At 43.5% G+C, this 23,624-nt stretch carries 22 protein-coding genes; 2 read left to right on the forward strand and 20 right to left on the reverse strand.

Going from position 1 to position 23,624, the window contains the following annotated elements; all coding sequences use genetic code 11:
• The first annotated feature begins 299 nt into the window (after positions 1-299).
• Entirely contained in the window at positions 300-1,241 is a 942-nt protein-coding gene (locus FFM77_RS05320) for a glycosyltransferase family 2 protein (RefSeq protein WP_137634722.1), read from the forward strand.
• A gap of 143 nt (positions 1,242-1,384) precedes the next feature.
• Here the strand turns inward: FFM77_RS05320 and trxB are convergent, their stop codons facing one another.
• The 8 genes from trxB to FFM77_RS05360 form a co-directional block, all read right to left on the reverse strand.
• Positions 1,385-2,323, reverse strand: a complete 939-nt coding sequence (gene trxB / locus FFM77_RS05325; protein ID WP_137634723.1) for a thioredoxin-disulfide reductase — start codon at positions 2,321-2,323, stop codon at positions 1,385-1,387.
• A gap of 100 nt (positions 2,324-2,423) precedes the next feature.
• A complete protein-coding gene (locus tag FFM77_RS05330) occupies positions 2,424-3,281 on the reverse strand; it encodes a GGDEF domain-containing protein (RefSeq protein WP_137634724.1) in 858 nt (285 codons plus the stop codon).
• Positions 3,274-5,499: a cellulose biosynthesis cyclic di-GMP-binding regulatory protein BcsB gene (locus FFM77_RS05335; protein ID WP_223876785.1), complete on the reverse strand. Its 2,226-nt coding sequence runs from the start codon at positions 5,497-5,499 to the stop codon at positions 3,274-3,276. The genes FFM77_RS05330 and FFM77_RS05335 overlap by 8 nt, the downstream gene beginning before the upstream one ends.
• Positions 5,423-6,676: a glycosyltransferase family 2 protein gene (locus FFM77_RS05340; RefSeq protein ID WP_137634725.1), complete on the reverse strand. Its 1,254-nt coding sequence runs from the start codon at positions 6,674-6,676 to the stop codon at positions 5,423-5,425. Before FFM77_RS05340 ends, FFM77_RS05335 begins: the two co-directional genes overlap by 77 nt.
• A gap of 303 nt (positions 6,677-6,979) precedes the next feature.
• Positions 6,980-8,557 (reverse strand): hypothetical protein, encoded by a 1,578-nt coding sequence (locus FFM77_RS05345; RefSeq protein ID WP_137634726.1) that lies wholly within the window; start codon positions 8,555-8,557, stop codon positions 6,980-6,982.
• Positions 8,554-10,050 (reverse strand): glycan biosynthesis hexose transferase WsfD, encoded by a 1,497-nt coding sequence (wsfD, locus tag FFM77_RS05350; RefSeq protein WP_137634727.1) that lies wholly within the window; start codon positions 10,048-10,050, stop codon positions 8,554-8,556. The genes FFM77_RS05345 and wsfD overlap by 4 nt, the downstream gene beginning before the upstream one ends.
• A 19-nt stretch (positions 10,051-10,069) precedes the next feature.
• The gene (locus FFM77_RS05355) at positions 10,070-11,200 is read right to left on the reverse strand and encodes a glycosyl hydrolase family 8 (protein WP_137634728.1); all 1,131 of its coding nucleotides are present in this window, start codon (positions 11,198-11,200) and stop codon (positions 10,070-10,072) included.
• A gap of 20 nt (positions 11,201-11,220) precedes the next feature.
• Positions 11,221-12,633 (reverse strand): FAD-dependent oxidoreductase, encoded by a 1,413-nt coding sequence (locus tag FFM77_RS05360; RefSeq protein WP_137634729.1) that lies wholly within the window; start codon positions 12,631-12,633, stop codon positions 11,221-11,223.
• Between the two features lie 374 nt (positions 12,634-13,007).
• On the opposite strand from FFM77_RS05360, the gene FFM77_RS05365 reads away from it, so the two are divergent.
• Positions 13,008-13,691 (forward strand): EAL domain-containing protein, encoded by a 684-nt coding sequence (locus FFM77_RS05365; RefSeq protein ID WP_137634730.1) that lies wholly within the window; start codon positions 13,008-13,010, stop codon positions 13,689-13,691.
• Between the two features lie 93 nt (positions 13,692-13,784).
• On the opposite strand, the gene galU is transcribed toward FFM77_RS05365, so the two are convergent.
• From galU to FFM77_RS05425, 12 genes are all read right to left on the reverse strand, one after another.
• A complete protein-coding gene (gene galU, locus FFM77_RS05370) occupies positions 13,785-14,702 on the reverse strand; it encodes a UTP--glucose-1-phosphate uridylyltransferase GalU (protein WP_137634731.1) in 918 nt (305 codons plus the stop codon).
• 39 nt (positions 14,703-14,741) lie between these two features.
• Positions 14,742-15,758, reverse strand: coding sequence for an NAD(P)H-dependent glycerol-3-phosphate dehydrogenase (locus FFM77_RS05375; RefSeq protein WP_137634732.1), 1,017 nt, complete (start codon positions 15,756-15,758; stop codon positions 14,742-14,744).
• A 17-nt stretch (positions 15,759-15,775) separates the two neighbouring features.
• Entirely contained in the window at positions 15,776-16,624 is an 849-nt protein-coding gene (gene lgt / locus FFM77_RS05380) for a prolipoprotein diacylglyceryl transferase (RefSeq protein WP_137634733.1), read from the reverse strand.
• Positions 16,625-16,639: 15 nt separating this feature from the next.
• On the reverse strand, positions 16,640-17,590 hold the full coding sequence (gene hprK, locus FFM77_RS05385) for an HPr(Ser) kinase/phosphatase (RefSeq protein WP_137634734.1): 951 nt from the start codon (positions 17,588-17,590) through the stop codon (positions 16,640-16,642).
• 159 nt (positions 17,591-17,749) lie between these two features.
• Positions 17,750-18,103, reverse strand: a complete 354-nt coding sequence (locus FFM77_RS05390) for a phage holin family protein (RefSeq protein WP_137634735.1) — start codon at positions 18,101-18,103, stop codon at positions 17,750-17,752.
• Positions 18,104-18,118: 15 nt separating this feature from the next.
• Positions 18,119-18,448, reverse strand: a complete 330-nt coding sequence (locus tag FFM77_RS05395; protein WP_137634736.1) for a PspC domain-containing protein — start codon at positions 18,446-18,448, stop codon at positions 18,119-18,121.
• 99 nt (positions 18,449-18,547) lie between these two features.
• Entirely contained in the window at positions 18,548-19,222 is a 675-nt protein-coding gene (phoU, locus tag FFM77_RS05400) for a phosphate signaling complex protein PhoU (RefSeq protein ID WP_137634737.1), read from the reverse strand.
• Between the two features lie 11 nt (positions 19,223-19,233).
• Positions 19,234-19,989 carry a phosphate ABC transporter ATP-binding protein PstB gene (pstB, locus tag FFM77_RS05405; RefSeq protein ID WP_137634738.1) on the reverse strand — a complete coding sequence of 252 codons (756 nt, stop codon included), beginning with the start codon at positions 19,987-19,989 and terminating at the stop codon, positions 19,234-19,236.
• 11 nt (positions 19,990-20,000) lie between these two features.
• Entirely contained in the window at positions 20,001-20,813 is an 813-nt protein-coding gene (gene pstB / locus FFM77_RS05410; RefSeq protein WP_137634739.1) for a phosphate ABC transporter ATP-binding protein PstB, read from the reverse strand.
• A 10-nt stretch (positions 20,814-20,823) separates the two neighbouring features.
• Complete coding sequence (gene pstA, locus FFM77_RS05415; protein ID WP_137634740.1) at positions 20,824-21,708, reverse strand: phosphate ABC transporter permease PstA; 885 nt, start codon at positions 21,706-21,708, stop codon at positions 20,824-20,826.
• Positions 21,698-22,627 (reverse strand): phosphate ABC transporter permease subunit PstC, encoded by a 930-nt coding sequence (gene pstC / locus FFM77_RS05420; RefSeq protein WP_137634741.1) that lies wholly within the window; start codon positions 22,625-22,627, stop codon positions 21,698-21,700. The genes pstA and pstC overlap by 11 nt, the downstream gene beginning before the upstream one ends.
• A 10-nt stretch (positions 22,628-22,637) precedes the next feature.
• Positions 22,638-23,513, reverse strand: coding sequence for a phosphate ABC transporter substrate-binding protein PstS family protein (locus FFM77_RS05425; RefSeq protein WP_137634742.1), 876 nt, complete (start codon positions 23,511-23,513; stop codon positions 22,638-22,640).
• Positions 23,514-23,624 lie beyond the last annotated feature (111 nt).

Below are 23,624 nucleotides of genomic sequence, written 5' to 3' on the forward strand. Positions count from 1 at the left end.
AAATGAGAGCTATCCGTAATTAACGCCGGGCGGGCTAGAATTGGCTCAGTGGTGTCGTTTATCTTGGTCGGTGAATTTTCCGACTTAGATAAAGCCCGGCTTTTGAGACCGCTTTGTGGCTCAAAAACGTGGCCACCACGTTCCAGCCGATTCTAGACCAACCAGAGTGCCAATTTAATCCAACTAGCACCAAACGTAAACTGTATTTAAGGACACGATGTCTAAAAGATTGAACCACTCAATAACCGTTTATGGTAAGCTAAAGAAGTGTTCAAATCTATATTTAGGGGGCTTTAATCATGCCCAAAATCAGTTTAATCGTCCCTTGTTTTAATGAGGAACTAACTTTAGAAATCTTTTACAATACGGTTGAAAAAGTCTTTAGCCAACATGCCACCACTTTTAAAAATATCACCCATGAATATCGGTTTATTGATGATGGTTCCAGTGATCAAACTTTAGTCGAATTAAAAAAGCTACAAGCTCAGCATCCTGACACCGTTCATTACTTGTCGTTTTCCCGCAACTTTGGTAAAGAGGCAGGTTTAGCGGCTGGGCTGCAACATGCTGACGGTGATTACATCGCCGTCATGGATGTCGATCTCCAAGACCCACCGGAATTATTACCCAAGATGCTGACGACCTTGCAGCAAGGTGACTATGACTGTGTCGGAACAATGCGTTCTGATCGCCGCGGTGAGCCAGCAATTCGCTCATTTTTCTCGCGCGCTTTCTATTCGATTATCAACAAAATATCAAAAGTACAAATTATTCCGAACGCCCGTGATTACCGCTTAATGACTCGGCAAATGGTTGATGCTATTTTAGAATTGCCGGAATATAATCGTTTTTCTAAAGGCATCTTTAATTGGGTCGGCTTTAAAACTACCTACCTAACCTTTGAAAATGCACCCCGCTCTGCTGGAGAATCACACTGGTCCTTTTGGCAGTTACTGAATTATTCCATCGAAGCCATTGTGGACTTTTCGGAAGTGCCGTTAAAAATTGCCACCTTCATTGGCGGTCTATTCGCCTTTCTATCAGTCATCGGGATCATCTTTATTATTATCCGTAAACTGATCTGGGGGAACAGTGTCGGTGGTTGGGCCTCATTGGTTTCGATTATGCTATTTGTTGGTGGCGTTCAACTCTTTTGTCTGGGAATCATCGGTAATTACATTGGCAAGATTTACTTAGAAAGTAAGCATCGCCCATTGTATATTGTTAAAGAGCAAAAATAATCTGTCCGACACGCGATGCTAGCTGGATTAAGCTTGTCACTCTGGTTGGACCAGAATCGGCTGGAACGTGGTATCGTTGGTCTTAATCTTTCAAAAAGCAATAAAAAAGTCGACTGGAAAATTTTCCAATCGACTTTTTTAGATTAAACGCGGGCTTTATCACCTAGCGCTGTGATGTAGTTATAAACTTGTTGTCCGGCAGTTCCGCCTTCACCGACAGCAGTTGCGACTTGACGTAAGTCTTTCTTACGAACATCGCCCACTGCAAAGATACCAGAGACTTTGGTTTCCATATGGTCATTCGTCTCAATCCAACCATTTTCATCGGTAATCCCTAAGTTAGTAAATGGCGCGGTAATTGGGTTGATGCCGACATAGATAAAGACACCATCAACGGCAATTTCACTATCTTCACCGGTTTTATTATTATTAACCTTAACCGCAGTGACCTTCTTGTCATCACCGACAATTTCAGTCACGTTACTATTCCAGACAAATTCCATCTTATCATTAGCAAATGCCCGGTCTTGCAAAATCTTTTGGGCCCGTAATTGATCCCGACGATGAATAACCGTGACTTTGTCGGCCAATTGGGTCAAATAAGTGCCTTCTTCAATGGCTGAATCGCCACCGCCAACGACGACCACGTGCTTATTACGGAAAAACGCCCCATCGCAGACTGCACAGTAGGAAACACCCCGGCCACCATAAGCATCTTCGCCAGGAACACCCAATTTGCGATATTGAGACCCGGTCCCAATAATTAAGGCTTTCGTTTCAAAGGTATCTGAGTCAGTCTTCACGATCTTTAAATCGCCTTGGTCTTCGACCGAATCAACCGTGCCATACGCATATTCAGCACCGAATTGGGTTGACGATTCATACATATCCTTCGCCAAGTCGGGACCTAATACGGATTTAAACCCTGGGTAGTTTTCAATTGCGGCGGTGTTATTCATCTGACCACCGTAAATCCCGCGGTCTAACATTAATACTGATAAGTTGGCGCGTGAAGCATAGAGGGCGGCGGTCATCCCAGCCGGACCCGCACCAATAATAATCACGTCGTAACGCTTTGCCATTTCTAAAAGACCCCTTTCACTAAAATACTATGTGGTTTAGTATACCCTCAAAATTTACATTTGTCGACTATCTTGCTTGTACACAACGAAAAAGTTGGGTTTACCCAGCAACGTCATACTCGGTCTCTTTAATCCCAGTATTCATAAAGTCATACGGACTCTTCATCTTATCCGGGTCCCAACTCGCAATGCCGACTACCAACAAGATTTCCAGAGAACTCAAGCTGACTGAATCGTTAAGTCGTTTTTCAAAAGCCGACTTAATCCGATTAGCTGCAATTTGAGCGCCGGGCGTATCAGAAAACAGTAAGATCGCCCAAGTCGGATTATCTTGGTCCAGCGAATACGTAATATCATTATCCCGGGTGGTCGCCGCAATCGTATCCGAAGTTAACCGTAAGAGGTCCGAAAACTGCTGATCATTCATCATCCGCTTGATTTCGTTAAAATACCGTATCCGAATGATGACCGTGGTCACCGGCAATTGAAAACGGCGATTGGTTTCAATAAAAACTTGTGCATCTTGAATATAAGCCACCGTCGTCCGTAGATCCGTCCGCTCATCAAACGCCCCACGCTTCATAATGTCACCCCGCAGTTTTGCATTCGATGCTTGCAACAAGGTTAGTCGCCGGGTCATCGCATAAAAGGTTGCTGACAATAATAGCGGCATCACCAACCAAAAAATCATAATCATTGGAATCTCGGCGTGATGAGTCGAATTGATATAAATCATGACTACTGCCTGCACAAAAATAAACAATAGATTCGCCGTTAGACCGGTAACTGCTCCGAAAAAGTAAGTCATTAAAATCATGACCAACGTGAGCCCTAAATAAATCGTATTTAACGTTAAGTTTGCCGTTAAGGTCATTAAGATGGCCGTTACACTGAATAGCGCTAAAAACAATAGTAAGTAGACATCGGCTAATATGGCCGATCGTTGATCATCACTCATGGTGCCGCCCCCTTTGCGCCATTAAGCCGTTTTTACGCAGAATCAGAAACGCTGCTAACGCTATCACCACGATTGCCGCCAGCGCAATACCCAGATAGATCACCAATTGAGAATTACGTGTAATGACAGTCTTAATCGTCGTCCCGTCACCAATCGTTTTCTTTTTCTTAAACCGGTAGTCGTAATGATGATTATCATGGTCAACCACAATCGCATCGCCCGTATATTGCTGAATATTACGTTGGAAGTTAAGCTGCGTTGACGCGCGGTAAACATCAGCTGATTTTCCAGCTGTCACCACTAGTAACCCAGAACGGACATTATATGGGGAGCGTAGCAGTTGCGCCGTCCCAATATTTTGACCATATTGGTGTTCAATACTCAGCTTTTCATTCGACACAAAGCCATGGTCACCCTTGCCATATTGAAAATACAATTTTTTATTCAATTGCTTAATAAACACATTTTGTTGTGGCGTCCCAAAGGCAATCACATTCTTGTTTTTTAAGACTGGCTTACTTGGCCGTTGTGTATAAAACTGTACATCCCCAGTATTACTCTGCGCATAATTTCCAATCAAATTAAAAATATTAGTTAACGTCTGGTAATCATATTTAGTCAATGCTTTGGGCCGAACAACCGCAATCTGATTGAACGTATCGTTTTTTAAAAATAGATTAGGATAATTCGTAAACAATAAGTCACTGACCGGCTTCGACTTAATATAAGCCTTCGAATCCGATTCAATCGTAGCCCAAGGGGTCTGCGCATTATCAGCACTCGACTGGTCATGCATCTCCAAATCAAAAGCAACTCGAATCGTAAAGCTATGTCCTAGAGCTTGCCCCTTTGGCAACGTTACCGTCAAGCTGTCATTATCGGCATGTGCCGCACTCAACTTCTTACTCCCCAACGGACTACCGTTGAGATAAATCGTAGCGAGTGCCCGCTTAAAGTTCAAGTTTTTAGCATACCGAAAATGTATCCGGATTTGAGACCCATCCGCATTTGTACGGTCAACGGGTAAGCTGACAAAATACGTACTCGATTGATGTTGCGCCCCAGTCAGGGTATCATCACGACTCGTCAACTGATAACTGCCATCATACTGTAATTCCGAGGTTTCAGTCCGCGTCTGGTCACTAATATATTCCGTATGGGCCTGCGTTTCTTGCATCAATTCCTGATTAGCAATAAACCGACTGGCTTCTTTCAAACGCTTAGCCGTTAGCGCGGTCACAATCAAATAATGCTTATGGCCCGTATACATCGTCTTAATCACTGCTCGCTGCTTAAGCTTTGTCGCATCAATCACCCGCCGAAACCGGGCCGGTAAGTGCGCATAGGTCGCCATCACTAATTGATAGTCCCCTTGTTTAGCTGCCGCATTATCAAAAGTCGTCACCTGAATTTGTGAGATTTCAGTCGTAATCGTTCGAGCTTCTCCTGACAACGCGTACATCGCCGCCGTCAGCTCACCATTACTAGCTTGCTTAGGCGTCGTAATATAAGAATTCTGATACGCAATCGTGTCAGTTCCTGAAAAATGGGCATAAAAAGACTTAATTGCGCGTGTTGGCGGCTTTAACAAGTATTGAAAGTTCACGTTAGCCCCATCATAAATCGTCAACCAATTAGCTGGCGTTTGTGCTAGTTGTAACTTTTTAGACCCCGCTTGATTTAAAATCTGCCCGCTAATCTTTAACTGATTTTCACCTTGAACTAGTCGTAATGGCACACTAATCGCCTTTGTTTGCAGACCAGTCCGCCGACTAGGCCGAAACGAATAAAATTTAGTGCCATTAAGTGACAACGTGATATCAGAAGTTGACCGTTGTGCTAATTGTGAGATTTGAAAATTCAAATTCAAGGTCACTTTTTTCAGCTGCCAATAGTCCATTTTAATAAAGTACATATTGGCTTCGACCGACTTACCAGACAGCGTTGTCGTCGTATTTTGAAACGGCTGTGTATAGGACTTCAGCTGACTCTTTTTAGATTTGGCTTTAGCTTTACGCTTGGTTTTAGCTTTAAATTGCTTCGCCTGCGCAGTCGTTTTAGCTTGACCCATCAGGCTAGGCACACTCAGCCCGCCACCGACCGCCATCAAAATAACCAATAAACTGATTAATAATCGCCAGTTACTGATACCGTTTGGTTTTATACCATTTTGCTTGTTGATGAAAGACTTGCTCACGAACATACCCCACCATTCCATGGGCTGCTACTGCTAACCACATCTGACTATAGACTAAGTACATAAAAATAATAATCATGAGATTGGCGAACGTCATCTCGCCTTTTTCAGTGGTAATCGTCACAAATGTACTTATCACAAATGTTAACACCGCCATCAGCCATAACACATTACTAAACCCCACTAAATCTGAATGGGCCACTCCGGCTACCGATAAGACAAACATCGTATCGGATAAGATAAGTGACGTCATTAATAAGAAATAAATGGATAAAAAGTAAAGTAAATCAAAGCGAATCGGGCGGCCAGATTTCGTAAACAGTAACCGCGAATTCTTTAAAATCACATAAATATTACCTTTAACCCAACGCGTCCGCTGGTGAAACCAGACATCTAAAGTTTGCGGTTCTTGTTCCCAAGTGACCGCTAACGGTTGAAACCGAATGCGGTAGCCCATCCGGTAGACCCGAAAACTAATTTCAGTATCTTCCGCTAAGGCTTTGACATCCCAACCGCCAATCTTTTCTAAGACATCTCGTCGAATGACGTAATTCGTGCCCGGAATCGTGCATAACTTAAATAACTTTTCCCGTCCCGCTTGCGCCATCCATTGAAAAGATAAGGTCTCAATATTAATAAAGCGTGTCAACAACGAGGCATTTTTATTCCGGGTCCGAAACTTACCGATTACGGCTGCGAGGCGATCATCGCCCATTAATTCAGCCACTAACAACCGTAAAGCACTCGCTTGCGGCGTGTTATCAGCATCATAGATTGAGATCAATGACCCCTTTGCTTGCCGCAAACCAATATTTAAAGCATTCGACTTCCCTTTACCGCCAGTTTTTTTATCCGTATTGATGACCGTTAGATTGCGTTTGGGATACAAGGTTTGCATCCGCGCCAACAACACTGCTGAATTGTCATCCGAATTATCGTTAATCACAATAATCTCGTAACGGTCATGTGGATAATCGAAATTCAACAATGATTGCAACGTCTTAACAATCACGATGCCTTCATTATGTGCTGGCACCATAATCGTCACAAACGGCACCTTTGCTGGCAACTGCGGCTCAGGACGCCGGGCTTTCTGCAAATAATTCACATAGCCGGCAATCGTGAGGATTACATTCACCACTAAGATCCCCCAGATTGCCAAAATCGCAACAAATAAGAACCAATCTAAAACTGTGATTTGACTTCCCCCTTCAGCCTCAGTCTAATTAACACGTTTAGTGCTAATTGAAATTGCCGCCTGTCGGTTGGATTCTAAAATGCTTGACTTTAAATGATCAATTGTTAATTTTTTAATTCCCGTTAGTTAACAACGGGTGGGCCAGAATTGACTCAGCGGTGTCGTTTATCTTAGTCGTGGTTTTCGGCTTAGATACCCCCCGGCTTGCGAGCCCGATCTTTGGCTCACAAACATGGCCACCACGTTCCAGCCAATTCTGGGCCAACCAAAGTAGCAATTTAATCCAACTAGCACCAGGCGCAATTAACGTTTAAACATATTCAAATAAAGGCGTCGCCCTAAGACAATAAACAGTACAAAGACAATAAATGTGATAATGAAAAAGGCTAATAAAACCGTCCCTTGCGTTTTGAAGAACCGGTTGACCCAGGTCGTTTCCATCTTTACTGCGGCCAACTTTTTAGGCCGTGGCTGCGTATCAGTAATCGTCGTTGCTTGACCGTTCAAAAAGTACGTCCCATGTTGATAGCCAAACGACACGGTGCCACTGGCAATCTTAGTTGGTGTCAATTGTGTCGCTGGATTAAACCAACGATAATTTAGCCGATCCAGCCGGCGCATCAAGTTCTGCAAACTCCGCCGACTGTTGGGCATCGTAAACGTCACAGCTGTGGGAATTGGAAAATCAGTCGCAACCTTTCCAAGCGTCGAGCCTTTAGTGACCGTTTCAAGGGATGCCGCATCCAAGCCATAAAAACTTTGTTTAAAAGTCGTCGCGGTATTATCTTGCTTAGCATAGACCGGACTGGCCGGATTCGGTAACCACAACAGATGATCCGCTTTTTCGAGCGCATTTTGCCGATAAATCGCATCTTGGTTCCAATAGGCTGACGCACTCATCCCAACTGGGTAGACTTGATTCTGCGCGAACTGAATCAGCTCATTATCGATCAACGTTGAGAGCCCTGGACCACTACTCGTTGTGACCCCACCAACTGCCGGCATCTTTAAGAACACCACGCCACCACGATTCTCGACTAATCTCAAAACCCGGGCGAAACGTTGAAACGCTTTAAAATGCGCATGATTACCAACCGTAGTCGTACTAATGGCAAACGGGATGCCGCGTTGATACAACTTGAGGCTCAACCGCTCTAACACGGCCATGTTCGTATAAGGTGTGACCTTCGTAATTGTGAGTAGTGGCTGGTAATGTCCCGCCTGACTAAATAACATAGCAATCGTTTGCGCTGCGAGCACAAAGCTGTAGCCACCGGTTGACAAGTAAGGTAGATAACCCTGCCTCCCGACAATCGTGCCATATGGATAACGACGCTGATCAACTGATTGTGACTTTAAATAGCCAATTGTTTGTGCTTTAGCCGGTAAGTGGGTTAGCGCCACCATCGTTTCACTGAACGCTAACAATTGATGCAAGTGCCCATTTTTATTTTGTAGTGTAAATTGCTGCTGATAAAGATTGGCGCGTTTCACGTGTAGTCCCGCTGCCTCATCAGCAGTCAGCCTGGGACCAATGTGTAACTTCATTCCGTTAAACCGGCGGCGGTCCCGTACAAATGCTGTATTATTCAGATCGGTTTGCGGCCAATTAATCATCGTGATGACCCCTTGATAGTGCCGTAAACTGCCCGCCTGATAATCTGCAGCAACTTCGGTCTTAACCCGGACTTGTATCCCGGTTAAAATCCGCTGCACCGCTGCCACTTTCCGTTGATCTTGCTGCGCCACATTTTGTGAATCATAAACTAATAAGACTTTTGGCGTGGTCACTTTGGCTTGCACCGGCAACTGCCATAACCAACCGCCAATTAGCAGGCCACTTATTAACCAACTGACCACGCGCCACCATTTAACTGTCATTCAGTGGTCGTCCCTTCTCGATAGGCATGCCACAAGCGATGGTTCAAAATATCTGAAATAAATAATAAGAATGTTAGATCCAAGCTCACCGGTACCATAAAGATATGCTTAGCCAAATCCGCATCGCCATCACCAACAATTGAGATGATGGGGACAAAGATAAAGATTGTCATGAGCCCTAAGACCAAGCAGAATCGAAGCACCCCTTCGATTTCATGCTGACGCAAATCGTTATACATCCCGACAGCATAAACCATCACAAACGCGACAGCCAACAAACAATTAAAGGCAAACTTTTGTGGAAAGAAAGCCCCGGCAATCGCACTATACCCCGTAAAAAACGTCACTTGTTGCCCGGGGGAGGCCCCGGAAGCCTTGGTATAGTCTCCGACTGCCTTAGTCTGCGTAATCATGACATCAGCGGCTGCTAAGTCCATCAGCTTGCCAAATTGTTTCAAATGACCCATATAATACTTCACAATCCAGACAAAGTTATACTTCGGTAACAAATTCTGCTCCACATAGCTTTGCGGTGGCTGAATCGCTGCGAACTGCTTGGCATAGTAATCTTGATCTTTCATTAAGGCGTATTGCTCATCAATCCCATTCTTCGCAATCGCCTTACTTGGATCCCCCGTCTGGGTTAAAACCCCATGTGAAAAGGCCTGATATTGGTTGATACTCGTAAAATTCTTCCCAATCAAGGTATACGTTAACCCACCTGTAATGAGTAAAATACCGATGCCAGCAAACAGATATAGGCGTTGCGCTTTAAAGTTAGGTAAAAACAACAAGCCCAACGCTACCACTGTATAGCTTAAGGCTAACGGGGCATTTTGTGATTTACTGGAAATCAGCAACAACGTACTTACCATAAAGATGAGTAACAACGGCCAACGCCGCCGATATCGTTGACGCGCCAACAACATGATCGACGAGAACGAATACAAGGTCATGCTCAACATCTGTGGTTCCGCAAAAAACGAATTAAAATACAACGTAAATGAAGAATCACCGAAAACAAAGACCACCAATCCAGCAATCAGATAATTGCGCCAACGCTTCGAGGGGAAGGTCAACGCATCAGTCAAGAGATAAATACTACCGAGATACAGGCCATAATTGACTAAGCCCATAAAGCGGATATCAAACACCGTCCGACTATAAAATAACTTATTCAACCCAACAGCTAAGCGGACAAAGATTGGCTGTGACGAAAATGTCACGGAACGATACTCATTGTAATATTTCATCAATCCAAAATGCTGGGTCACATAACCAAAATAGTTATAGTGTGTCCCCAACAACTTGTAAATGCCATTGCTATACATCGCTCGATAAAAATCCCCATTATCGGCCAACCCATTAATCGGCGGGATAAAGATTAAGTAACCAGCTAATCCCGCACACAGTAACATCGCCAACAATGGTGGTGGCATTAATTTTTGAAAAATCCGGCCCAATTGTCCAAGCCGTTGCTTTAAATTCGCCATCGTTTGTCACACCTTAACCTCATTTAAAAGCCGCGTTCAACGCCGTTAAATTATTGTATGAATACGCTTGATTCGTCGCTGCGTCACCAATACCGCCAACAATCGCGGACTTTTTCGCCGTGACTTGTAAGCGCCAAACTGCCTGCATAGCTCGTTGATAATTTTTTTGATCATGAACCGCCGCAAAAATCATCGCCGCTAAGGCATAGTTACCCGCAGACTCGCCTTTAACACTGACGGTCCCAGTTGTCGTATACCCATTAGCTAAGTTATGTTGAACTAGGCGTTGGCTTAACCAGCGCCGACTCGTGGTCTTTAACTGCCCAATCTCAGCTAAATGCAACAAGGTTTCGAGCGCTTCCGACGTATTCAAGTTGGCACTGCTATACTTACTAGTCGTCCACTGATAGCTGGCCGCATACAACGGAAAGACATCGCCCAAGTAGCCACTCTTCACCACGGTTAATTGTTTTTGGTACGCTGCACGCCCTTTTTTAGAACCTTGTTCAAAGTAATGTAACGTCTTTAAATCAAAATACGCCAAACTCCCAGTCGTCGTTGCCTTTTTCGTCTGCATATCATAATAGTTCACCAGATGCCCTTGCTTCAGACTCGTATTCACTAATGTCTGATAACGTTGCGTCGCTTCATGCCGATACGTCGACCGGTGATGCATTTGATCATACGCTAAAAGGGCGCGGATGAGTCGCAAATCATCGAGCGTCGCATTAACGCGGTACCTTTTTTTAGTTCGTGGATCATACCGATAGCTGAACTGACCATGATCATCGAACGTTTTTTTAGTCGCCTGATAAAACGTTCGAAATTGAGCCCACTGATGAGTGGTTGCCAAATATTGTAACCACATCCCTGATGATTCGCTCAATAACTCATGACCTGTCGCTGCTCCAGCCGTCCGCTGCTTAGTATCAACATAATTGGTATACAGCCCTTGTTTGGTTAACAACCCTTGTTTGATAAAGGTCGCTACCTTCTGACCATGTTGGCGATCAGTCGTGGTCGCCAATTGGCTAGGCGTGGCAAATGCCGTGGGCGCTTGAGTTGGCGTTTTAACGGTGACTTGTTTTTGACAACCGCTTAAACCGAATAAAACCGGTAAAAGCAGCCAAGTTAGCCATTGCCAGCGCATAACTCTGCCTCACTTTCTCATTACTTCAACGTTTGATCGTTTTCCTTAGCCCAATCACCAACCGCACTGATCCGGACTTTGCTGCGACCATTTTGCCGTTCTTGTTCCACGGCCATTTGACCGACTAAGTTCAAATAATTAAATGGATCATCAAAGTTTGGTGAGAATAACATATCCACAAAGGCTAAATCATCGATCGTATTGTCGTTTTGAATCGCAATTGACAAGGCGTTCGCTGATTGTGCAATTTCGTGTGGACTCCATAATTGCGCCCCTAGGATCTTCCGGTTTTCCGGATTATAAACTAATTCAATCGTTAATGGCGCCGTTGACTGCATGTAAGCCGGCCGCCAGTTTCCTTCAAAGACGACCCGTTCAGCTGGAATCTTACTTTGCTTAGCGATTTCATACGTTAACCCAGTCGTTGCCAACGTGTGATCAAAGAGTTGCATCGCTGAAGTCGCTTGCGTCCCCATGTAACGTTGGATATCACCAAAGATGTTCATACCGGCTAACGTCCCTTGCCGCACCGCATTGGTTGCTAATGGTGTATAAGCTGAGCGACCAGTTGGGTTAAAGTTAACGACACAAGAATCCCCCGCCGCATAAATATCAGGGTCAGAAGTTTGCACATAGTCATTAATAATGATGGCCCCGTGCTTATCCATCTTGACTTGACCACGTAATAACTCAGTGACCGGCACAAAGCCAGTCCCAACAATGGCTAAGTCAGCCACAAAGTCGCCCTCGTTCGTTTCAATAACTAACTCACCATTATCGTTACCAGTAAAGGCCGTGACACGATGGTTTAATTCAACCTTAACACCATGTTGTTTTAACAAGGCAACGGCCCGATCAGACATGTCTTTACTGATGTAGTGGTTTAAAATCTGATCATGTGATTGGAATAAAGTCACTTCATGATCGGTATTAGCATAACTTTCTGATAGTTCGGTCCCAATATAACCGGCCCCGATAATGGCAATCCGCCGGTTATCTTTAGCCGTCTTATAGATTTCTTGAGCTTGTTCATAGTTTTTGCAGAGTAAGACTTTAGATTCATCAATCCCAAAGATTGGTGGCACTTTAACAGAAGAACCAGTTGTCATGATTAATTTATCATAGTGATCATCAAAGACATCGCCAGTTTCCATATTGGCAACTTGTAACGTCTTCGTTGACGCGTCAATCTTTAGTACATTATGTTTCGTTTTAACCGTGGCGCCTTGTTTCTCCAGATCAGCTGGTGAAGAATAAAACATATCTTCCAATCGACCAACCTTACCACCTAAATATAAATAGATTCCACAAGACAAGAATGAAATATTATCGTTCCGTTCATAAACCGTTACTTCTGATTCAGGATGATCCTTTAAGATTTGAGCAGCTGCCGCCGTACCAGCATGGGTACACCCAACAATGACAATTTTCATGACGAAGCCTCCAAGTATTTTGTTCTGCACTAATGAATCGCTTTAACGCTAAGCTTAGTGATCCGATAAAAGCTAATATCGCTTTCACCAACACAAATTCACAAGTGACGTGACAATGTGCACATTAAAATATAAAATAATAAATACTGCATCACACTCATTATACGTTAATTCTGAGTCACTGGGTGCTTTTCCAACAAATTCATGACACAACTTTTCCAACAGCCCGCTTAAAAATAGTGACACTGATGATTCAAGACCGTAACCACTTTAAAAATTTTAAGGCTTAATCATTCCGCTTATACGCAATTTAGGTTACTATGGTAGTTAGGGGTATTTTTCGTACACACAATCTAAACATGAGGGGCCAGTCTATGTATCGCTATTTTATTCAGCCACAATTAGATAAATTCAATAATTCATTAATTGGCTATGAGATGTTAATTCGTTATCGTGCTACCGAAGCGGATCGTTGGACCTTGCCTGATAATTTTGAAGCCATTCCCATCGATGTCCAAATTGATTTATTAAAAGCCACCGCCAGTGAACTTTCATTGAAGATCGGATCGGTTTCGATTAACTTTAACCGCAAGCAATTTTTAAATCCAGAAATCACAGCCGCTGTCATCGACGCCCAAACTAAGTTATTCCCAACTAAGGTCATTGTCGAAGTTACTGAAGAACCTGGGGAAGATAACTATGCGTTAGCCGATATGCAAAAGCAGATTGAACTCATTAAATCACATGGGTTACAATTCAGTCTGGATGATGTTGGCACGGGGATCAACGTCTATGATCATATCAAGCCACTACTTGGTTATGCCGAAGAAATCAAATTTGCCATGCAAAACTTTCGCAATGAAGAACGGGCCGATGAGATTCCCGACCAACTTAAATTCTGGCGCGATATTGCTGAAAAGTATGACATGCGGCTCATTCTTGAAGGGGTTGAGAATGATGAAGAAGATCAACTCGCTGATGATCTTGAAATTCCACTCCGCCAAGGGTACTACTATGGTAAGCCACATTTATTCAAACTCAAAGCTGATCGCAACTAATTATTCAACCTTACTACTCACGTGGTAAGGTTTTTTTAGTCAAAAAAATCCCAGTTAGTCAACAACAGACTAGCTGGGATTTAAGCTTAACTTTTATTTTTTAGGACTTTTCTTAGGTGCGGCGGCACTGTCTTCTTTAGTTAACTTGCTGCCCAGATCTTTGATATAGGCCCGTAAATCATCCTTAACATCTGGATGGGTTAGCCCATATTCAATCGTGGTCTTCAAGTAACCAAATTTGTAGCCAACATCATGCCGGGTGCCTTTGAATTCGTGTGCAAAAACACGTTGCGTCTTATTCAACGTATCAATCGCATCCGTTAATTGAACCTCGCCACCCTTACCTGGTTTTTGATGTTCTAAGACATTAAAAATTTCAGGTGTCAGTAAATACCGACCAATAATGGCTAAATCACTCGGTGCTTCTTCAGGGGTTGGCTTCTCAACAAAATTATTCACATTGTACAAGCCTGGTTCTTTTTCACTTTCAGGATTGATGACGCCATACTTCGAGACTTCTTCGTGCGGCACCTTCATCACTGCCAAAGTTGAGGCGTGGGTCTTGTCGTAGCTATTCATTAATTGCTTGGTCAATGGCACTTTATCTTCCATCAAGTCATCACCTAGCATGACCACAAATGGTTCATCACCAACAAAGGCTTTCGCCGTTAAAACGGCATCACCTAAGCCGCGTGGATGCGATTGACGAATGAAATACAAGTTAATGTCGGTGGTTTCTTGAACCAACTTCAACATTTCTTCCTTGTGCTTAGCCCGCAAGTTATCTTCTAGTTCCGGATTAGAATCATAGTAATCTTCAATACTACGTTTGCTCTTCCCAGTAACAATGACAATATCTTCGATCCCCGATTTACGAGCTTCATCAACGATAAATTGAATCGTCGGTTTATCGACGATTGGTAACATTTCTTTAGGCATCGCTTTGGTAGCAGGTAAAAAACGTGTTCCTAAACCGGCAGCTGGAATAACCGCCTTTCTAACTTTTGACATGTGCTGATCCTCCTAAGAATATAAAATCTTAAATTCAGCCTACTGAATTTCTGGTTTACCTTCACGTTGCATCAATTGTGGAATCACTTGCTTAATATCCGCACCGTTGTATAACACATCATAAATAGCTTCGGTAATTGGCATTTCGATGTGTTGTTGTTGCGCTAATTCATACGCGGCTTTGGTTGAAGGAATCCCTTCAATAACCATGCCCATCGTATCAATGACCGTCTTCAAAGCTTGGCCTTGACCTAATTCGTTCCCAGCACGCCAATTACGTGAATGGACACTAGTTGCCGTCACGATTAAATCGCCGACCCCGGATAACCCAATAAAGGTTAACGGTTGGGCTCCCAATGCGACGCCTAACCGGCTAATTTCAGCTAAACCACGAGTCATTAACGCCGCCTTAGCGTCATCCCCGTAGCCTAAGCCATGCAATGCCCCGGCACCTAACGCAATAATGTTCTTTAAAGCGGCGCCTAATTCGACCCCAATCACATCATTATTCGTATAGATCCGGAAGTAGTCGTTCATGAATAATTGTTGCACGAACTTAGCGGCATCATTGTTAGCACTAGCTGCCGTAATTAATGTGATATCACGTTTGGCAACTTCTTCGGCATGACTCGGACCAGATAAGACCACTACCGCTTGGCGTAAGTCGGCCGGAATTTCTTCTGACAAGACTTCAGATAAGCGTTTGTGGGTTTCCAGTTCAAGCCCTTTGCTGGCATGAATAATAATTGGGTGATTACCAGTTTGTTTTAAGACTTCTGTCACTTGCTTAGCAACAATCCGAATGGCCCCAGTTGGGACAACAAATAAGATAGCAGCCACACCATCCAATGCCGCACTTAAATCAGTGTAAGCTTTTAAAGAGGTTGAATAATGAAAATCATGAACATAATGTTCATTAGTGTGGTTCTCATTTAATTCTGCCACTTGTTTGGGATTGTTCGACCAAAGTCGGACATCATTTCCATTGTTATCTAATAAATTGGCTAATACGCTGCCCCATGAGCCAGCGCCTAAAACGGCAATTTTTTCTGCCATACAAATAACCCTCTAATCTAATTTTTTTCTGCAGCAAATTTTTGACCAGAACCGTCTAAATACCAGCGATTCGCAGTTAAGTGCCGCCGACGCCAAATGATCAATCCAATACTGCCGACGAATAAGACCACTGACAACGCCTGTGACACCCGGATCACATTGAACAACATCAATGAATCCGTTCGCATTCCTTCAGTGAAGAAGCGCCCAAAGGAATACCAAGCAACATAGGTCAAGAACACTTCACCTTGCTTATAGAGACCAGCGCGATGGCGCGTGGTCATTAACAAGATAAAGCCTAAAATATCCCAAGTCGACTCATATAAGTAAGTCGGCTGACGATAAGCGCCATTGATATACATTTGCGAAATAATCCAATTGGGCAAATGCAACCCTTGTAAGAAACTCAGGCTAGTGACCCGGCCAAAAGCTTCTTGGTTCATAAAGTTACCCCAACGTCCAATTCCTTGTCCCATAATCACGGTTGGCGCCGCGACATCGAGCATCAACCAGACCGGAATAAATCGTGAACGACAGAATAGAATCACAACAATGGCGGCCCCAATCAGGCTCCCATAGATTGCAATCCCACCATCCCAAATCCGGATAATTTCGGCCGGATGTTGGCTGTAATAGGACCATTGGAAAATGACATAATAGAGTCGCGCCGCAATTAATGTAAACGGTAACGCCCACAAAATCATGTCATAGATATCATCAGCCCGAATACCACGCTGATTACCTTCACGTACGGCTAAAGCAACCGCAATCACCACAGCTGTTGCAATGATGACGCCGTACCAATGTACTTCGATTGGTCCTAAACGTAATGCAATCGGGTTTAACGCCCCCAAGACGGTTTTCACGCTGTTGCCATCTCCTTAATGCTTGTGAGAATCGTGAGCCGAATTTTCTTTGATTAAGGAGTTCAAATTATCATCAAAGACCTTCGTCGCATCATACCCCATGCTTTCGGCACGGAAGTTCATTGCCGCGGCTTCAATAATAATTGCCAAGTTCCGTCCAGTCTTAACTGGAATAGAAATTTCTGGCACTTCCACATCAAAGAACTTTCGAGACTGTTCTCCATTCCCTAGTCTATCAAATTGCTTATCAGGCGTCCAATTCTCTAAGTGAACGATTAAATCGATATCTGTATCTTGCCGAACTGCCCCGGCCCCAAATAGATTCATGACATCAATAATCCCAATCCCACGAATCTCTAATAGGTGGTTTAAAATCTTTGGCGCTTCACCGACTAGGGTTTGTTCATCTTGCTGATAAACATCCACCCGATCATCTGCAATCAAGCGATGGCCCCGCTTAACAAGTTCCAACGCCGTTTCACTTTTACCAACGCCGGAATCCCCGGTAATTAATACCCCGAGACCATAAATATCCACTAAAACCCCGTGAACTGATTGGCGTTCGGCGAGCTTACCTTCTAGGTAGTTTGTCATGTTACTTAAAATTCGTGACGACGTCATCTTAGTGCCCAAGATTGGCACCTTGTTTTCCTCACCGGCCTGCACTAACTCTGCTGGCACCGGTAGTCCGGTTGACACCACGAAGGCTGGTGTCGTTAACTGACACATCTTGCGAAAAATCATTAACCGCTCATCATGACTCATGTTTTTAGAATAAGCGGTTTCAGTTTTACCCAATAATTGAACTCGCTCGCGCGGATAATAATTGAAATAGCCGGTTAATGCTAACCCCGGCCGTGAAATATCACTAGTCGTTATCTCTTTTTCGTTTAATAGCTTGGCGCCATGATAAACATCCAAGCGGGTATTTTTCACTAAATCGGCAACGGTTACACTTCCTGCCAAGTTAATCCCTCCCAAATCATTTCCATTGTTCAAAAAAAGTACGGCCGGCATGTCCATGGTTACTATCATAACCAGTTATCAAGCCGACCGTACTTTCTTGACTGAAATGGAGCATTCCTATCTTTCAATCTTAGCACTTTAAAGCGCTTTATTCACCTATTACTCGCTCTTTGCAAAAAAATTAGAGACAATCACATTAGCTAATGACATCAAGACCGAGACCAGCATGGCCATCCCAAAACTGGAAAAGCCAAAGTTAGCTCGTCCTACAACGGCCGACGTTAATTGCAACATCAACCCATTAATCACAATACTAAACAATCCCAATGTTAACAGCGTAATTGGTAAGGATAGCAACACCAAGAACGGTTTAATCGCGGCATTCAAAATGGCCAGAATAAAACTGGCTATTAAGGCCGTCCAAATACTAGCAATGTGAAAGTTACTTTGAAAAAAGCCTGCGATTGCAACAAAAAGAACAGTATTAATTAAAATTCGTTTCCAAAAGCCCACGTCGTAATCACTCCATTAATCTTGATGGTGCGGTTCGTCTTCTTCATGCACGTTATGAATTTCTTTACGACCATGTGACTGTCGAGCAGTAGACTGTTCAGACCCAGCTTGACCAGCCTGCCGTATTTGTTCAAAGAAGCCCGCATTGCCTGGCTTACTTGGCATAATTGTCATAAGTAACAAATAAACCAAGATGCCAGCACCATGTGAGACAATGGTCAACAAGACAAAAAGAACTCTTAACACAGTCGCATTCCATTGAAGATATTCCGCAATGCCGCCTAATACCCCGGCAAAAACGCGATCGTTAGATTTGGTTAGTTTACGATTAGTTTTAGTTTTCATAATTAGACACCTCAATAAGTTTAGTCTAATTGTATTTTACCGATTATAAAAGCGAGTTGCAAACTTGCAGAACTCGCCATCGTCATTATTTAGGATTCCTTAAACTAAATTGGAACTTTCGGGATTTAATTCAATAATCTTACCGGTATTTAAATATACGATCCATTCACCGATATTGGTGACTAAAGCACCAATCCGTAATAAATAACTAGCCACATTTAAATAATCTGTTGACCCAACCACAGTTTCAGGATGGCGTTCCATCTTTGAAATGCCTTTTTCATTGATCTTATCGTACATCTCGCCAACTTTAGCGTCCTTAGCAGCCACGGCCCGGGCGGCTTGATCATCATTTTTAACGTAAGCGGATAACATCGCTTCGACCATCTTTCGAACCCGGTTACCCATCTCGGATAATTCAGCTTCGATTTCGGGCACCCGGACGTGACCTTTCACTCGAATCGTCGCATGGGCAATATTACGCGCATAGTCCGCAATCCGCTCGAGTTCTGATACTGCTTTTAAAATCGTCACGATCTCACGTAAATCAGAAGTCACTGGTTGATAGAGCGCAATCATTTCAAATGACTTTTTTTCTAATTCAACTTCGCGTTCGTTGATTTTGGTATCATGATCAATAATTTCTTGCGCCAAGTCCCGATCATGATCAATAAAGGCTTTGACAGCTTTGCCGATTGCATCACTAACCATCATACCCATTTCTGTGAAGTTCGCATCAATATCATTCAATTCATCATCAAATAATCGTCGCATCGTTCATCCTCCTAGCCAAATCGTCCTGAAATATAGTCATTGGTCTCTTGTCTAACTGGATTCATAAAAATCTGTTTCGTATCATTAGCCTCAATCAATTCACCATTCAAGAAAAAGGCTGTGCGATCAGAAATTCGTGAAGCCTGTTGCATATTATGTGTAACAGTTATGATAGTGTAATCGTGCCGCAAATTCAATAGGGTCATCTCAATCATGTGACTAGAAATCGGATCTAAGGCACTTGTTGCTTCATCTAACAAGATAATATCTGGTTCGACAGCTAAGACCCGGGCAATGCAAACCCGTTGTTGTTGCCCACCAGATAGTGCCAAGGCATTCACATGTAGCCGATCTTTAACTTCGTCCCAGATAGCCGCTTGCTTTAAGCTCTTTTCAACGGCCGCGTCTAATCGTTCTTTATCCCGGACACCGGCTAAGCGTAACCCATAAACGACATTTTCATAAATTGAAAACGGAAATGGATTAGGTTGCTGAAAAACCATGCCAATTTCTTTGCGTAACTTAACGGTATCGGTGGTCGGTGCATAAATATCGGCTTGGTTGAACTCGACCTTACCAGTAATCGTTACACCCGGAATCAAATCATTCATTCGGTTCAAGCAGCGTAAAAAAGTAGATTTACCACAACCAGAAGGACCGATTAACGCGGTAATCCCAGTCTCATCAAAACTCATGTTAACGCCCTTTAAAGCTTCTTTCTTACCATAAAATAACGATAAGTTTTCAGTAGTTAAAATTGTACTCATCCGCGCCCCTCCTAGCCAAAGTTTCCAGAAATGTAGTCATTGGTCAAATCTACTTTTGGATTGGTAAAAATATCGCCAGTTTCGGCGTACTCTAAGGCTTTGCCAAGATTAAAGAAAGCCGTATAATCGCTAATCCGTGACGCTTGTTGCATATTATGTGTCACGATAATGATCGTGTAATTTTGTTTTAATTCTAATAACGTATCTTCAATCTGACTGGTTGACACTGGATCTAGCGCACTAGCTGGTTCATCCAACAATAGAATATCGGGCTTAATGGCAATAGCGCGCGCAATGCAAAGCCGTTGTTGTTGACCACCTGATAAGGCTAACGCACTCTTATTCAGATCGTCTTTAACTTGGTCCCACATGGCAGCTTGCCGTAAAGAACGTTCAACGATTTCATCTAAGTCCGCTTTTTTATTCATCCCGCGCTGACGCAGGGCAAAAGCAATGTTCTCATAAATAGACTTAGCAAATGGATTCGGGCGTTGAAAGACCATCCCAATATGCCGGCGCATCTCATAAACATCGATATCGTTACTATTGATATCTAAGCCTCGATACATAATCTTTCCTTTAACCGTCGCAATCCGGTCATTCATCCGGTTTAAAGAACGTAAGTAGGTTGATTTACCAGAACCAGAAGGACCAATCAAGGCCGTAATCTTGTAACGTTCAAACTGTAAATCTCCCTCTGAAATAGCTTCAGAATTGCCATAGAAGACGTGTAAATCTTCCGTTGACAATGCAATCTCATGTGCTTGCGGATCAAAGGTCATAATATTGCGTTGATCCGTGGTCATCGTATTGTTATCAGCCATAGTAGCCCTCCTATTCTGCCGTTAAATGTTTATACAAGCGTTTACCTAGCCAACGTGCTAAGAAGTTAAAGAGTAGCACGGCAATAATTAAGACGGCCGAGGCACCAGCTGAGACGGCCTTAGCATCCGGCATAATGCCTTCAGAGTTAATCTTCCAAATATGCACCGCTAGCGTTTCGGCTGGCCGTAAAGGACTTAACGGGCTACTAATATTGAAAGGATTCCAATCGCTGAAATTCAGCGCTGGGGCACTTTGCCCGGCTGTATAAATCAACGCCGCAGCTTCCCCAAAGATTCGGCCAGCACTTAACACAACACCAGTAATAATACTTGGCAAAGCGGCCGGCACAACAATCTTCGTCACCGTTTCCCAACGAGATAGCCCTAATGCGTAACCGGCTTCGCGTTGATCATCAGAAATGTTTGCCAAAGCTTCTTCAATACTCCGCGTTAGAATCGGCAAGTTGAACACGGTTAACGCAAAGGCTCCCGACAAGATTGAGAAACCTAATTTGAATTGCACGACGAAAAATAAATAGCCGAACAACCCAACAACAACGGATGGTAACGAGCTCAAAATTTCGATTGTCGTCCGAATTAAGCCAGTAATTGTATTTTGACCCGCATATTCGTTTAAGTAAATCCCTGCACCCAACGAAATCGGCAATGAGATCAACAAGGCTAAAAACAACAAATAGAACGAATTAAACAATTGAATCCCAATCCCACCACCAGCTTCAAAGGATAACGCTGGCGAAGTTAAGAAGTGCCACGAAATCTCAGGCACCCCTTGCACTAGAATATAGCCTAGCAGGGCAACTAAAATAATGACAACTAAGGCTGCAATCGCGTATAAAACCCCGGTTGCAATTTTATCAACTCGTTTAGCGTTCATGATTTAATTTCCCCTTTCGACCAATATAGCGAATAATTAAGTTAAACAGTAATGACATTAACAATAGAATCATCGCTAACGACCAGAGGGCATTGTTTTGTAACGACCCCATGACCGTATTCCCGATACCCATCGTTAAGATACTGGTTAAGGTTGAAGCTGGTGAAACCAAGTTATGTGGTAACAAGGTCGCATTCCCGATAACCATTTGGACAGCTAACGCTTCCCCAAATGCCCGCGCCATCCCAAAGACAATCGCTGTTAACATCCCAGGAATTGCCGCTCTTAAAACCACTTTATAAATAGTCTGCCAGCGCGTCGCCCCTAATGCTAAAGACGCTTCACGATAATAGCGTGGTACGGCATTTAAAGCATCTGCACTCATTGATGTTACGGTTGGTAAGATCATGACGAATAAGACGAAGGTCCCAGACAAAATCCCATAGCCACTGCCACCAAAAGTGTTTCGTACGAATGGCACCACGACCTGTAGCCCGATAAACCCATAGACAACTGAGGGAATCCCGACTAATAATTCCGTCACTGGTCGCAAAATCTGCGCGCCACGGCGAGGTGAGATTTCAGTCATAAAAACGGCTGTCCCAATCGCAAACGGTGTTGCCACAATCGCTGAAAAAATGGTAATTAGAAATGACCCGACAATCATCGGCAAGGCCCCAACAGCCGGCTGTCCATTACTTCCGACTGTTCCTGGATTCCATTGGATTCCGCTTAGGAACTGCCATAAATTAATGTGGTTTTGAAAAAAGGTCGCTAAACCACGGGAAGCGACAAAGTAAAAGATTAAGAAAACAACTAAGATAATTAAGGCTAGGCAACTCAAACTCAAGATTTTTCCCCGCCGTTCAATTTTAGTTGCGATTGATTTTTTTAATAAACTTGCTCGGATTTTGTCCATCGGCTCCCCCTCATTTCACTGTCGTGATTTTACCAGACGCACGGCGCTGGACTTGCATGTCGTGCACTGAAATATAACCTAACTGTTTCACTAACTTCTTTTGGACTGCCTCTGAAAGAATATAAGTAATAAATTTTTTAGTTAATTGATTTGGTTGTTTTTGTGTATAGAGATGTTCATAAGACCAGATTTTCCACCGATTGTGCCGCACATTTGCTTCGGTCGGCGTCACGCCGTCGACTTTCAGAGTCGTCACTGAATGATCTAAATAAGAAAAGGCGACATAGCTGACTGCCCCCGGGGTACTCCCCACAATGGAGCGCGCTAGTCCAGACGAGTCTTGCTCTTGTGAGTCCGCACTCTTCTGACCATCTAAAGCGTAACTTTCAAAAGTCTTGCGAGTTCCAGAACCTTGTGCTCGGTTAATCAACACAATTGGTAGGTTCTTGCCGCCAAGTTCGCGCCAGTTCTTAACTTTGCCAGTAAAAACTTGAATTAATTGTTGCTTGGTCAAGTTACGAATACCAGTCTGTTTATTAATAATTGGCGCAATGCCAACGACCGCGACTTGATGATCTTGTAGCTTCTTGGCATTAATACCAGCCTGTTCTTCAGCAAAAATATCGGAATTTCCGATAGCAACTGCCCCCGACTGAATTTGGCTCAGACCCGTTCCGGAGCCCCCGCCTTGCACGTTAATAAAAACACCAGTGTGTTCTGAACTATATTGCTCGCCAGCTGCTTCCACTAACGGTTGTAAAGCGGTGGAACCAACTGCGGTGATTGATTCGCCAGTATCAGTATGTGCCCGGTTCGTATAACCAAAGCCAATGCCGACACCAACTAAGATCAATCCTAGTAATTGGATGACCCGACTTTTCTTCATAACAAAATACCTCCTACCCATTGCTCATTTACATATTACTAAGTTTGTGTAAATACTTAATATGAGTTGTGTAAAGATTGTGTAAAGGTCGAAATATTTTGATACTCATAA

This window comes from Lactiplantibacillus songbeiensis (assembly GCF_005405125.1).
Taxonomy (GTDB): Bacteria; Bacillota; Bacilli; order Lactobacillales; family Lactobacillaceae; genus Lactiplantibacillus; species Lactiplantibacillus songbeiensis.